The 14,094-nt window shown below is 35.8% G+C and carries 13 protein-coding genes; 5 read left to right on the top strand and 8 right to left on the bottom strand.

Features of this window, described 5'->3' with window-relative positions; genetic code table 11:
* Positions 1 to 28 precede the first annotated feature (28 nt).
* Positions 29 to 1,414 carry a peptide MFS transporter gene (locus ACZ76X_RS20460; protein ID WP_479851523.1) on the bottom strand — a complete coding sequence of 462 codons (1,386 nt, stop codon included), beginning with the start codon at positions 1,412 to 1,414 and terminating at the stop codon, positions 29 to 31.
* 252 nt (positions 1,415 to 1,666) lie between these two features.
* Between ACZ76X_RS20460 and brnQ1 the strand changes: the two genes are divergently transcribed.
* Both brnQ1 and ACZ76X_RS20450 read left to right on the top strand, forming a co-directional pair.
* A complete protein-coding gene (brnQ1, locus tag ACZ76X_RS20455) occupies positions 1,667 to 2,968 on the top strand; it encodes a branched-chain amino acid transport system II carrier protein BrnQ1 (protein ID WP_479851522.1) in 1,302 nt (433 codons plus the stop codon).
* Between the two features lie 133 nt (positions 2,969 to 3,101).
* Positions 3,102 to 4,823 (top strand): DUF2339 domain-containing protein, encoded by a 1,722-nt coding sequence (locus ACZ76X_RS20450; RefSeq protein WP_479851521.1) that lies wholly within the window; start codon positions 3,102 to 3,104, stop codon positions 4,821 to 4,823.
* A 35-nt stretch (positions 4,824 to 4,858) separates the two neighbouring features.
* Here ACZ76X_RS20450 and ACZ76X_RS20445 read toward each other — a convergent pair whose 3' ends face one another.
* Both ACZ76X_RS20445 and ACZ76X_RS20440 read right to left on the bottom strand, forming a co-directional pair.
* A complete protein-coding gene (locus ACZ76X_RS20445) occupies positions 4,859 to 6,406 on the bottom strand; it encodes a DNA-binding protein (RefSeq protein ID WP_479851520.1) in 1,548 nt (515 codons plus the stop codon).
* 181 nt (positions 6,407 to 6,587) lie between these two features.
* Positions 6,588 to 7,979 carry an amino acid permease gene (locus ACZ76X_RS20440; RefSeq protein ID WP_479851519.1) on the bottom strand — a complete coding sequence of 464 codons (1,392 nt, stop codon included), beginning with the start codon at positions 7,977 to 7,979 and terminating at the stop codon, positions 6,588 to 6,590.
* A gap of 280 nt (positions 7,980 to 8,259) precedes the next feature.
* Between ACZ76X_RS20440 and ACZ76X_RS20435 the strand changes: the two genes are divergently transcribed.
* From ACZ76X_RS20435 to ACZ76X_RS20425, 3 genes are all read left to right on the top strand, one after another.
* On the top strand, positions 8,260 to 9,552 hold the full coding sequence (locus ACZ76X_RS20435; protein ID WP_479851518.1) for an NCS2 family permease: 1,293 nt from the start codon (positions 8,260 to 8,262) through the stop codon (positions 9,550 to 9,552).
* Positions 9,553 to 9,687: 135 nt separating this feature from the next.
* Positions 9,688 to 9,888 carry a helix-turn-helix transcriptional regulator gene (locus tag ACZ76X_RS20430; RefSeq protein WP_000301182.1) on the top strand — a complete coding sequence of 67 codons (201 nt, stop codon included), beginning with the start codon at positions 9,688 to 9,690 and terminating at the stop codon, positions 9,886 to 9,888.
* Positions 9,889 to 9,892: 4 nt separating this feature from the next.
* On the top strand, positions 9,893 to 10,321 hold the full coding sequence (locus ACZ76X_RS20425; protein WP_479851517.1) for a hypothetical protein: 429 nt from the start codon (positions 9,893 to 9,895) through the stop codon (positions 10,319 to 10,321).
* A 38-nt stretch (positions 10,322 to 10,359) separates the two neighbouring features.
* Here the strand turns inward: ACZ76X_RS20425 and ACZ76X_RS20420 are convergent, their stop codons facing one another.
* The 5 genes from ACZ76X_RS20420 to qoxC form a co-directional block, all read right to left on the bottom strand.
* Entirely contained in the window at positions 10,360 to 10,797 is a 438-nt protein-coding gene (locus ACZ76X_RS20420) for a GNAT family N-acetyltransferase (protein ID WP_098669160.1), read from the bottom strand.
* 14 nt (positions 10,798 to 10,811) lie between these two features.
* Positions 10,812 to 11,051 carry a DUF4022 family protein gene (locus ACZ76X_RS20415; RefSeq protein ID WP_098669161.1) on the bottom strand — a complete coding sequence of 80 codons (240 nt, stop codon included), beginning with the start codon at positions 11,049 to 11,051 and terminating at the stop codon, positions 10,812 to 10,814.
* A 70-nt stretch (positions 11,052 to 11,121) separates the two neighbouring features.
* Entirely contained in the window at positions 11,122 to 12,951 is a 1,830-nt protein-coding gene (locus tag ACZ76X_RS20410; protein ID WP_479851516.1) for a monovalent cation:proton antiporter family protein, read from the bottom strand.
* 219 nt (positions 12,952 to 13,170) lie between these two features.
* The gene (qoxD, locus tag ACZ76X_RS20405) at positions 13,171 to 13,482 is read right to left on the bottom strand and encodes a cytochrome aa3 quinol oxidase subunit IV (protein WP_000081349.1); all 312 of its coding nucleotides are present in this window, start codon (positions 13,480 to 13,482) and stop codon (positions 13,171 to 13,173) included.
* Complete coding sequence (gene qoxC / locus ACZ76X_RS20400) at positions 13,483 to 14,085, bottom strand: cytochrome aa3 quinol oxidase subunit III (RefSeq protein ID WP_000729315.1); 603 nt, start codon at positions 14,083 to 14,085, stop codon at positions 13,483 to 13,485.
* Positions 14,086 to 14,094: the final 9 nt, after the last annotated feature.

Genomic DNA, 14,094 nt, shown 5'->3' with positions numbered 1-14,094 from the left:
AAAGATGAGGGAAATCCCTCATCTTTTTTTAATCCATCCATTTCACTAATTTTTTAGAAATTAATAATAAAACACAACCTAATACAATTGCTACAGCTCCAATTACGGTAAATACTTCAGCATATCCAAGTGAAGTTGTGAAGCTTGCAAGTTGTCCGCCTAAAATGTTAGCGATACCTGAGCTTGCCAACCATACTCCCATTAATAAAGAAGCAAGTTTTACTGGGGCAAGTGCACTAACCATTGATAGTCCAACAGGTGATAAGAATAGCTCACCTAACGTATGGAAAAGATACGTAAAGACGATAAATAGTAAGTTTGCTTTTTCTGTAATGTTATGTTCATCACTACCTGTTTTTAATGTAGCGATAACGAGAATGATATAACCGATACCGAGCAAGATCATACCAAGTCCCATTTTAGTTGGGATTTTTAAATCCCCGCGCTTGCGAGTTGCAAGTTTTGCCCATAATGCTGAAATGACTGGAGCGAGTAAAATAATAAATAATGGATTGACCGATTGGAACCAAGATGTTGGAACTTCCCATCCGAACACAGAGCGGTCTACAAATTTGTTTGTATATAATGTTAATGAGCTACCAGCTTGTTCGAAGCCAGCCCAGAAGAAGACAACGAAGCATGTTAAAATGACGATAACTGCAGTACGTTGTTTTTCTTTTTTTGTTAACGGTGTATCTCCAACTGATGGTTGTCCATCTGTTGTTTGTAAATCGCGAGTTGGTTTTTTACCGATATCACCAAGGAAGCGATTTGATAATGTTGTAAATAAAATTTGTCCAATGATCATTCCGATTGAAGCGGCTAAGAAACCGTAACGGAATCCGAAATGTACAACGCCATCAACCGTTGTTTTGAATAAATTTTCTGATAAAAATCCGCAAACGAGTGGAGCTAAAAATGATCCGACGTTAATACCCATATAGAAAATGGTAAATGCACTATCACGTTTTGGATCGTTCTCTTCGTATAATTCCCCAACCAGTGTAGAGATGTTCGGTTTGAAGAATCCGTTACCGATAATAATAAGCGCTAATCCGAGGTATAGGCCGACTTGGTTTTGCAAGGCAAATAGTGTAAGGTTACCGATTGCCATTGTTATACCACCAATTGTGATCGCTTTTCGTCTACCTAGGAACCGGTCTGTTAAGTATCCACCAATCATTGGTGTGAAATAACAGGCTCCAGTATAAAATCCGTAAATGGAGAGTGCCCATGCAGGACTAAACCCAAGACCACCGCTTACTAAAGCTGTCGTTAAATATAATGTTAATAATCCTCGTAATCCATAGTAACTAAATCTTTCCCACATTTCTGTAAAGAAGAGTAAGTATAAACCTGGAGGATGTTTCTTTTTTCTTTGTTGTTCTCTTTCTAGTTGTATCGCTGATTCCATGTTATTTTCCTCCTGACACAAACAAAAACAAAGTTAATAATTTTGTACATTTAATATTTTACTTTATTAACTATTATAAGTCAATAAAGGTTGATTTTTCAGAAGAAATTGGAAAAGAGAGATAGCTATAGAATGGGTGTTTCTTTTGTGATAGACTATGGACTATGTTTTCTTTATAAGGAAGCGAGTTTTTGCACTTTTTTATATGTGGAATTGATTTCATAGAAGATGGAATTAAAGAAGGAGAAAGAGATGAAATTGTTACAGAAAAAAGAAATTTTACTTATTAGTCTTATGTTATTCTCGATGTTCTTTGGCGCGGGGAATCTTATATTCCCACCTTTCCTTGGGTATGAAGCAGGAGAACATGTGTGGATTTCATTAGTAGGGTTTATTATATCAGCAACGGGTCTTCCGATATTGGGAGTTATTGCGATTGCGAAAGCAGGAAGTTTTCAAGCGCTAGCGGGTAGGGTTCATTCCTCATTCGCCATTATTTTTCCGTGTATCGTGTATGTATTCATTGGACCAGGACTTGGTATACCACGTGCAGGAAGTTTAGCTTTTGAAATGGGGCCAGGTCAATTCTTCCCAGAAGCGGGAAGCGTAGTGTTATTATGTTATACGGTTATTTTCTTTAGTATTGTGTACTGGTTAAGTTTATCACCGTCTAAATTAATGGGGTTGTTCGGAAAGGTTTTAACACCGTTATTATTAGCTATGATTGCCCTTATCTTTATAAAGAGCATGTTTACATCAGTAGGTAGTGTGAAAGAGGCTGCTGGAAACTATGGACAAGCTCCTATGTTCCAAGGGTTTTTAGATGGATATTTAACGATGGATGCATTAGCAGCTTTAATTTTCGGGATTGTTATTGCAAATGCTCTTCGTGCAAAAGGTATTGAAGATGATAAAGGGTTAGCGAAATATATGAGTATTGCTGGAATTGGGGCAGGACTATTATTATCTATTATTTACGTCATACTTGGATATGTTGGTTCAATGAGTGGCTCATTGGGGAAATTTGATAATGGTGCACAAGTGTTAGCGCAAGTGATGACTACATTATTTGGACAAGGCGGAGTCGTTTTATTAGGTCTTATTTTTACGATCGCGTGTTTATGTGTGTCAATCGGACTTGTTACATCTTGTAGTCAATTTTTCGCAAGTGCATTTCCGAAAGTAGCTTATAAAGTTTGGGCATTTATATTAAGTTTGGTTAGTATGATTTTAGCTAATTTAGGATTAACACAAATTTTAAAAGTATCAGTACCGATTCTTGGATTTATTTATCCAGTTGCATTAACGCTTATTATTTTAGGGCTATTCCATAAGTATATTGGGAAGTATGCATATGTATATGCAGTAACTGTTGGGATTGTAGCAGCATTTAGTGCAATCGATGTTTTAAATAAAAATATAATGTTGAATCAGTGGACACCAGTATTGAAATACATTCCGTTTTATATGGAAGGTGTTGGGTGGATTGTTCCAGCTATTATAGGTGCTTGTATTGGTGTTATCGTGAGTATTGTTTTCAATAAGAAGAAATAAGTAAGAGGTGTTTTCCTATTTTGGGGAACACCTTTTTTTTTTGGAAAAATGGTATTGAAAATGAATAGACTAAGAGTATGATAAAGATAATTGGTAATATATAGGTTTCGAACGGATAATGAGGGGGGAGCGCATGAAGGAGGATTTGAATAAGAAAATAGAAGCACTCGAAACGGCAATTGAAACGATTCAAGAAGCACTTTTTGAATTGAAAGCAAAACAAAAAGAAATAGAAGTAGAAAATGCTCAGCAACATGTTAGTAAGGGAAAGAAAGAATATATTGAAACGGTTATGGAGGAAAGACAAAAAGTAGAAGTAGCTACAATAAAAGAGCCTGTGCAAGAACGTGAGGTAAAACAAGTGGATATATCTGCTTTTAAGCCGGAACCATTTAATATTATTAAGTTTTGCCAAACGTGGTTACCACGCATATTCGTCGGTATTATGTTGCTTGGAGTAATTTGGTTATTTAAAGCAGGGGTAGATGCGGGATTATTAACACCAGCAATACGAATTGTGTTTGGTATTGTCCTATCAATCGGTTTTTATTATATAGGGGATATACAAATTAAACGCGAGCGGCAAGCGTTAGGGTTAGTATTAGCAGGAGGAAGTATAACGGGTATAGTTTTAACGACATTTGCGGCACATTATTTATATGGATTTATTCCAGCGAGTGTCGCGTTTCTATGTAATATCGCATGGGTCATTTTAGGCATTTATATAGCGAAGAGGTATCAATCGGAATATCTTACTATCTTTGTAGCGGTAGGAGCTTTCTTTGTGCCATTCTTATTAAATAGTACGACTCCTAATCCTTATATTTTCTTTGGATATGAGACGATACTAACGCTTAGCTTATTATGGTATGCGTTGAAAAATCGTTATCAGTATTTATATATGATTTCTTATGTTGTTGCTGCGATTGTTCTTTTTGTCTTCTTTGCTGTTATGTCAATGTTAGTAGAGGATTTGCAAGTACAGTTAACAGTAGTATATGGTTTGATTCACTTACTATTATTTTGGCATATGTTTACGGAGAGAAGTTTTATAGTAGAGCCACGCTTGGCGATATTTAGTGCGAATGCAGTCTTCTTTATATTAGCCATTTCAAAAATACCTGAATTTACAACATGGGGATTAATGATAAGTGCACTCGTGCACGCTATTATGTTCGTGTTTGAATATAGGAAGAATAGACATTCTGCATTTACAAATCTTTTATTTGGTTTCGCAATGGGGGCATTTAGTTTAGCAATTTTATATGAGTATAGTTTAGTGAATGCAGCGATTGTACTATTATTACAAGGTTTCCTCGGTATGTTTACTTCTATTAAAGGAAAACAACAGATAAAATTGTATGTCAGTGCAACGATTTATGCAATTGGAATGGTACAGACGATTTTTAGCCCATTTGATCAATTTATTTCAGCAGGATTTGTTGCTCATCTTATTTTAATAGGAACGTTCTATTATTGCATGAGACAGGCGAAAGAAGTATTAGCAAGCTTTGGCAAGTATGTGTATTCTATAATACTCTATTGGTTTATGGTGATTGTATTCATTACAATTACTAGAATTGGTGAAGTTTTGTCTACAGATGGAAGCATAATAAGTGTATCTGTATCGTTATTATGGATGGTATATGCATTATTTGCAGTTTGGTTTGGACGGAATAAAAATATGAATGAAATATTGTATGCTGGATTAGTCGTGTTAGTCGTAACGATAGGAAAGCTATTCCTTCTAGACTTACCAGAAGTTTCAATGATGATCAGGGCAGTGTTATTCTTAATCGTAGGAAGTATAGGTATCGTTATTTCAAGAATGTTTTTCTCAAAAGAAGAGAAGTGAGAAGAAGGCAATCCATATCCGGATTGCCTTTTTTATTATTTCTTATTAATCGTTACAGTCTCACTATATTTCGCCGTTGTATTTTGGCGTAGACGAAGCGTTGCTTGTCCAGTTGTATTTGAATCGATTTGTACGTTCACGATTTTCTCAGCAGAACCTAAGCTGTTTGTTGTGAAAGAGAATGCACTACTATATCCGAAAGTAGATGGCCAAGTACCATTTGTATTTTGAACTTTTGCTACTTGTGTACCACCAGTCGTGAAGATACCTAAAGAGTAATTATTGTATGTTGTGTTTGGTAATAAGTTATTTACTTGAATTTTCATTTGGAACACTTCATTGTTTGGTAGAGTGCTAGGGTGTGTAACTACGTAGTCGTTTGCTGTTACAGCACCGTTATAACCGTATGAACCTGGTTTGAAAGTGTTTGTATTAAACCATTGATAACCTGCATTTGGTGCACTCCAAGGTTCAGGTTGTGGCTCAGTTGATAAGCTTGGTTGTTCAAATGTTTGTAAAGTAGTAGGTAAATCAAGTTGTAAACCATTTACTTGATCTAAACTTGTAAATGTTTCTTTATTCGATAGCCAATTTACGATGTTTTCTAGTAAGGTAGCATCGTTTTCTTCTTTATATCCATCGTAAGTTTTCTTTGTTTGACCAGAATCTTCACGAACGTACTTTGGCGATGCATCTTCAACAGGAGAAGAATCCCCGATAAAGGCAGCTTTTCCAAGTCCTACTTTAGCAATAGCAGCATAAGGACCCTCTGCAACACCACCGCCGTTATAAACACCGCTATCAACAGCGTTATTCCATTTTGACGGGTTTTCTGGAAGGTAAACAAGTCCTTTTGCTAGTTTTGGATTTGTAATTGCTAGAGTTGAACCAGCGTGCATTGCTACAGATGAAACACCTTTTGTAATTCCAAACGATTGTTCAGGTGACACAATATTTTTAGCGGAAACATCACCGATTGCATTGTAACGGAAGCGAATACCGAAGTTGTCAGATAGCCAATCAGAGCTTTCTACTCCTTGCATAGCTTGTGAGTTTACTTCCTCAGTAGACATTCCTTTTGCAGGATTATCCCAAGCACCGCGTCTATATCCATTAAATACTTCAGAAGAGTCCCAGCGATTTTTATTGCGATCTGCATTATAATGATCGGCAATGAAGAAGATACTGCCACCATTTTTCACGTATTGTAACATAGCGTCTTGTTCAGATTTTTTGTAAGGAATATTTGCTTCTGGAACGATAAATACATTGTAGTCTTTTAAATCTTCGTATGTAATTGGTGTAGATTTACGTAGTTCTTTTACATGATAGCCGTTTTGGGCAATGCCGTTTCCGAAATCAGAAAAGCCACCATCAATAACCCAGTCAGCGGTCCCAGCAGTTTGACCGTGTGTATTATCGAATAATACTTTTTTCCCATTGTTTTGATTTACAACTTTTGCAGCAATTTCAGGAGCTGGGTCTACAGAGCTTTCTGCATAAGTAGATGGTATGAACGAAGTCCCTATACTTAGTGTAATTGCTGTTGCTAAAGAAAATGTAATCCATTTTTTATTCTTCATAGAAGAATCCCCCTAATAATAAATATATGTGCTTTAATAATGTAATTTATTTTTCTGTAAAAATAAAGACGGAAAACATAAAAAATATTAAAAATTTGTAAAAATACCGTGAATTTTGTTGAGAAATATTTATAGAGATTTAAAAACATCCCTTCCAAGTAGTAAGGAAGGGATGTTTTGTTTAACTAATTTTTGAATTAGGTGTTTCATCAATTTTATGAAAACCTTTCATGTAATACACGACAGCTAAACCAATAAGCCAAATTGGTCCTACAATTAATGCAATTCTTGTATCTTCTGAATACGCCATTATACATAATACGAGTGCAAGGAAAGCGAGTGAGAAATATGAACTTAATGGGTATAAAGGCATTTTATACGATAACTTTTGTTTGTTTTGCGTAGGCAAACTTTTACGGAACTTAATTTGAGCGACTAATATAATACTCCAAGTCCAAATTGCCCCGAAAGTTGAAATACTAGTGAGCCATGTAAATACTTTTGCGGGCACAAGATAGTTTAATATAACACCGAAGAGTAAAACGATAGCTGTTGCTATAATTCCTTGACTTGGAATGCCATTTTTATTTAAACGACCGAATCTTTCAGGAGCTTTTTTCTGCTGAGCTAATGTATACAGCATACGGCCTGTACTAAATAAACCACCATTACAAGAAGAAAGAGCTGCTGTTAATACGACAAAGTTAATAATTCCTGCTGCTTTTGCAATACCGATTTGCTGGAATGTTAATACGAATGGACTGCCTTTCTCACCAAGTTCGTTCCATGGATAAATTGCCATCATAACGAATAGAGCCCCAACGTAGAACAGTAATATTCTCCAAAATACATTATCGATTGCTTTTGCGAGTGTTTTTTTCGGGTTTTGCGCTTCACCCGCTGTAACGCCGATTAGTTCAACGCCTAAATAAGCGAATAACACCATTTGCATGGAGAGTAGTAATCCAGAAAAACCATTTGGGAACCAGCCACCATGTGACCAAAGGTTTGAAATACCGGTAGCTATACCGCCGTTTCCGAATCCGAATAAAATAATCCCAGCTCCAACCACTATCATACAGATAATTGTGACAATTTTAATGAGAGCAAACCAAAATTCAAGTTCTCCAAATACTTTTACAGATAAGAAGTTGAAAGCACTCATTAATAATAGAGCGAGTAAAGCCCAAGTCCAGCGCGGGATATCTGGGAACCAGTATTGCATGTAAATGCCAGCTGCTGTAATTTCAGCCATACAAGTAACAACCCATAAGAACCAGTAGTTCCAACCGGTAATGTAGCCAGCTAGTGGTCCAAGGTAATCATAAGCATATTTACTAAAAGAACCAGCAACAGGTTGTTCAATTGCCATTTCTCCGAGTGCTCGCATAATGAAAAAAATAACGAGCCCAGCAATCATATAACCTAGTAGAATAGAAGGACCAGCTAGTTTAATAGCAGAAGCAGATCCTAAAAATAGTCCAACGCCAATAGCTGAACCGAGTGACATTAAAGTAATATGTCGTTCTTTTAAACCACGATTTAAAGTTCCAGATTTGTTTGTGTGTTGCATAAGAAGAATCCCCCTTGTAGAGTGAACGGTATTTGAATGCGTTTACTAAATATTTAACTATTTCAAATTATAAAACATTTCTATCTGTTATGCTACAAAAATAATCAGTATGAACTGTACTACATCTGTGCTTGTCAGACTTAAACTTAAAATTCGAACTATTAGTGAATATATTGACTCTTCTTTTTATTGATTGTTAAGATTAAGTATTATATTTTCTCACATACTAGTAAGAAAAGAATGTGTGATAATAATTCAGATGTAGGAAGGGTACATAACCATGTTTCAATTACAAAAATATAACACTTCTGTGAAGCAAGAGCTTTTAGCTGGCATCACAACTTTTTTTACATTTGCGTATATTCTTGTCATCAATCCGAAAATATTATCTGATGCAGGTGTACCATTTGATCAAGCTTTTACGGCAACTATTATTGCGACTGTTGTAGGGACACTATGCATGGCGTTTTTAGCTAACTATCCAATTGTTATTGCTCCAGCTATGGGAATGAATGCGTATTTTGCTTATTCTGTTGTTCAACAGGCAGAGGGGATTACATATGTCATTGCGTTTTCAGCAGTATTTGTAACAGGTATCATTTTTCTTTTATTATCTTTCACTTCGTTTAGACAAAAGCTAATCGTCGCAATTCCTGACAGTTTAAAACATGCGATTGCAGGTGGAATTGGGTTGTTTATTGCTTTTATTGGATTACGTCTATCTGGAATTATCGTTGATCATCCATCTAACTTAGTTACGATTGGTGACTTCCATTCTCCAGCCGTTATTTTAACCTTAATTGGTTTAATATTAGCGGCGGTATTAATGGCATTACGTGTGAGCGGTGCATTATTTATTAGTATGATTGTGACAGGAATTATAGCCTTCTTTACAGGGCAACTGAAGTTTACGGATAAAATTGTTGCGATGCCTCATTTACCAGAGGGAATTATCGTTTCAAATCCAATCAACGCCTTTACAGATGTAATTGAATACGGATTATACGGTGTTGTATTTTCTTTTTTACTTGTACTGTTATTTGATACAACAGGTGCATTACTCGGTTTAATTAAACAAGCAGGTTTAATTACAGATAATACAGAGAAGCGTTTTGGTAAAGCGTTTATTGCGGATGCAATTGGTGGGACTACGGGCTCTATCTTTGGGACAAGCCCAACAGCAGCGACGATTGAATCGTCAGCTGGTATTGCTGCGGGTGGTAAAACGGGATTAACAGGTATTGTAGTAGTCGGTCTAACGATTATAACGGCATTCTTCAGCCCTGTTATTGCTTCTTTATCAAGCGTAGCCGCTATTACAGCTCCTTCATTAATTATTGTAGGTAGTTTAATGGCGCAAAGTCTTCGTGATATTAATTGGAATGAATTTGATGATGCGTTACCAGCATTTTTAATTTTCGTTGGTATTCCGTTAACGTCTAGTATTGCGAATGGAATTGCAATTGGATTTCTAGTGTATCCAGTCTTAAAAATTGTGAAGGGGAAAGGGATGGAAGTACATCCGCTACTCTACTTATTTACAATTTTATTTGGATGTCATTTATTCTTATAATATAGATATAGGAGAGGGGGCTTCTTATGAGAGGCCCCTTTTTTGTGTATAATAAAGTGAAACTATAATTAGTTACGTAAAATATAAATTACTTATTGTAATATATATTACAATATAGATAGAGGGGGAACATGAATGGCTGTAAGTAAAATAAAAGTCGCGCGTGTTCAGTTAGATTTAACACAGCAACAATTAGCAGAAAAAGTAGGCGTTACAAGGCAAACGATTAGTTTAATTGAGAAGGGGAAATACAACCCATCTTTGGATTTATGTTTGAAAATTTGTTATGCAGTAGATAAAACTTTGAATGATTTATTTTGGGAGGAAAAGGAGTGAGAGGATGAGAATCGTGAAAGATGAACGCTTAATGATTGAGGGGCTAAAACATATTAGACTCGTTTTCATCTTACAAAATATTGTCATACTAGGTATTGTTTTTTATCGCTACGTTTTGCAAGGTGCAGGGTATGAAAGTGTTTCGGATTTATTAATGGTATTTATGTGCGGGATAATAGTTATTAACTTTTTAAACCTGAAAAATTCAGTGGAAGTGTATGAGCATACGGGCGGAGTATCACGTAGTTATTTTATGAAGTTATTATTTATTCCGGTAAGTATTATTATTGGTATTTTAGCCATTTGTATCGTTGTAACACCGAATATTTCGATGAAGGAAATTAGTATGACAGGACTTATTATGTTTGCGTGTTTTTTAGTGCCTAGTTTGTTTATATACATATATATGAAGAGAATAAAAAGTGAAGAATGAAATATAAAAAAGCTTTCCCGTATTGCGGAAAGCTTTTTTTATATTCTTTTATATAGTACTTTATGAAGACCAATCGGTTCAATTTCAAAGATCTCACCATGTTCCTGGAAGCCTAAGCGTTTGTAATAGTCAGCTACAGTAATTCGCCCATTACACCATAATATATTTGCTTGACGCTCTTGCAAGACTTGTATCGCCTTCTGAATTAAGGAGCTTCCAGCACGGTTGTTTCGAAATTCAGGTAATGTTGCCATTCCTCGTAGACGATAATGAATACCCGTTGGTAAGTCGGGATATATTTCTTTTGAGAAGGAAGCGATACTAATTAGTTCATCGTTTATAAATGCGCCTAAGTGGAAGGTGTCTGTTTCATAATCGGAAGGATATTTACAATCTGCTAATGTTTGACTCGGGCGCAAAATTTTTTGACGTAATACGTAAGTTTCAGATCCCTCAATATTTTTCACGGTAATCATATTAGCATCCTTTCTTATAAGGCTTTTTCTGTTAATTGTATAAAGAAATAGGCAGGTGCGGCGAGAAGTCCGAGTATGCTAGCAGTTCCGAGAAGGAGTGAAAGTAGGAGGCAAGAATATTTTATTCCATTCGATTTTTTCCATCCGTAACTACAAATCTCAATACTAACACCGATGAGAATAATGGCAACGAGTATTTCTGCTAACAATAAAAGAGCTAAAGTGACAATAGACATAATGTGATCCACCCTCATAATATGTGATAGTTACATTTTACCATATGAGATGGAAAAAAATGCCCCTCAATTATGTGAGGGACATTTTCTATTCTAATATGCTTTTTAGTGTATCGATATGTTCTTTTGAACCTGTTACAAGTAATGTATCACCGTGCTGTAGTCTCGTATCACCATGTGGAATTAATGCTTTATTCCCACGATAAATTTGAATGACTAGTACATCACCTAAAAAAGGAAGGCGGCGAAGTGCCACGCCGTTATATTTATTGCTTCGTAGTTCAACTTCGCGGACCGTTTCGTTAGCTGTTGTAATTAAGCGAACGAGACTCGGTTTATCAATAAGTGCACGTAATAGAATACGTGTAGAGTTAATTGTTGAGAATACAGCGATATGTTCTTGCGTTGCTTTTTCTTGTAGAAGAGGATCTTCTACACTTGCAATAACATGTTCAACACCTAGTTCTTTTGCATGTTCTGCTAATAATAAGTTTTGCTCATCATCACTTGTTGCAACAACAACGCGGTCTGCGTTAAATGCTGTTTGTTCAGTTAATGATGCGATTGTGATGTCATCTAATTTTACGATAGGGAAGTCATGTGATTTTGCTTCCTCATCATTTATTTTATTTTGACGCATCATATAAAGCGTTACGTCATAATCTTCTCGTTTTAAATCAAGTGATAACGGAAGGGTAATTCTACTCGCGCCAATAATAGAAACTTTTGGTTTTGGTGTTTCTACTTTCGGGAACATCTTTTTAAATAATATAGGTGCAAAAATACAAGTAATAACTGCGCTTAAAATAAGTGAAGCAGATAAACTTGGACTGATGATCCCTAGTTTTTCACCAATTTGTGCAGCTGCAATAACTAAAGAAAGTGTCGATGTTAATAAGATGGCACTTCCTAGTACGATATTCCGTGGATACCATTTGCGTAAAACAAGTGATGGTAACAGCTTTGAAATAAAGAGTCCTACAATTAAAATTGGGATCATTAACATGCTAGAAGGTTCTTTAAAAATAGACCAAACCTCTAAATTTACACCAACCATTACGAAGAAAATAGGAATGAAGAAACCATATCCAATGGAATCCAGTTTTTCAACCATATCTTCATTTGGTGATAATAATGATACGAGTACCCCTGCTAAGAAGGCACCTAAAATATTTTCAGCTCCAACAGATTCAGATAACCCAACTAATATTAAGATGAGTGCAAAAACAGCTCGTGTATCAATTTGTACACTACCAGCTTTTAAGTTATCTAAGTATGGAATGTTTTTAAAGCGTTTTGCAACGAAGTAAATAACAATACCAGCGCCGAATAGAAGGAGAAGGAGCCACATGCTTTGACCGCTTTCAGAATTTAATCCGACGAATACAGCGAGTAAAATCATTGTAACTAAATCTGCAATAACAGCGACTAATAAAATGATTTGTCCAATCGCCGTTTTTCCTAAGTTATTCTCTTTTAATGTTGGTACGACAACACCTAAAGAAATAGTTGAAATAATTAAAGTCATGAACATTGCATTATCTACAAATCCTAGCCATACGAATAGTAATGATAGGGCATAAGATAAGATGAAAATAAAGAAGAAGATAATGCTTGCTGCTTGAAACGTGTTTGGTTCGTTTGTCGTATTTTTTTTCCCTTTTTGTTTAAAGATAGAAAAATCAATTTCTAAACCGCTTAAAAACATAAGGAAGATAAATCCTAGTGTCGATAAGACTTGAAGCCACATATCTGGCTCAATAATATTAAACCCACTTTTACCTACAAAGATTCCTGCGATGATTTCTGCAACCACGACAGGAAGTGCTTTTAATTTAAAGCGTTGTAACAAAAGGGGAACGAAAAACGCGATTGCAACGACAACCATAAGTGATAGAACAGAAGTGTGATGTTCCATTGCGTTCTCTCCCTTCAAATAAATATAGTACTTATTTAGCCATATAATAGGTAGAAAAGCAACGCATATGGATTCGATTTCATAAAGAAAGAGTTTTCTTAACATTTGTCATAATAAGTATATTTTTCATGATTCTGTTGTTAATTCCGTAATGTGGATGTAATAGGGGATGTAATAAAAAAAGACTGCTGAGAAATCTCAGCAGTCTTTTCATGTACATTACATTGAGAAGAAGATCCATACAGTTAAACCAACTGTTGCAGTTGCAACGAAGAAACTGTATATCATAGTAAGAATTTGAACTCTTCCTTCTCCTTCTTTTAAGTGCATGAACATAATTAATTGTAACAACGCTTGCGCAACAGCCATTATGATAATAGTTGTTAAGATCGTTGAAAGTGGCAGGTTTGTGTAAAGTGCCACGTATAGAGCTAGAAACGTTAGTGCAAGCGATAAAATAAATCCGAAAACGTGTGACCAAGGGAATCCGCTATGCGCATGCCCGTTTGCTTGGTTGTTATTTTGACTCATTTACGCCACCATCCCGTTCAAGTAAACTAGTGTGTAAATAAATACCCAAACAAGATCAAGGAAATGCCAGTATAAGCTGATAATGAATACTTTACGAGCTGTAACTGGTGTTAAACCTCGTTTTAAAATTTGGATAATAACACAAATCGCCCAAATGATACCGCCTGTTACGTGGGCTCCGTGCGTTCCAAGAAGAACGAAGAATCCAGATAAGAAAGCACTTGTTTGAATTGTCGCGCCTTCACCAATATACATAATGAACTCTTCGATTTCGAAGAATAGGAAACCTGCACCTAAAAGTAATGTAAGGATGAACCATCCAAGCATTGCTTTTTGGTTATGCTTACGCATTTCGTGAATTACGATACCACATGTGAAACTACTTGTTAAAAGTAGTAATGTTTGAATTAAAAGCGTTTTAAGTTCAAACAGTTGTGCTGGTGTTGGGCCATCTGCCGTACGACCAGCAAGTACTAGATAAGAGGCGAAAAGTGTTGCGAACAGCATAATTTCAGCCCCAAGAAAAATCCAGAATCCTAGGATATTCAATCTGCTTTGTTCGGATTGATATTCCAAAGGTAAGCTTTTGTCTAAAGCCGCCATATCATTTCA

This window comes from Bacillus sp. BC05(2025) (assembly GCF_056725905.1).
The sequence above is the reverse complement of the archived record's forward strand: the minus strand, read 5'-3'. Positions and strand labels throughout refer to the sequence as shown.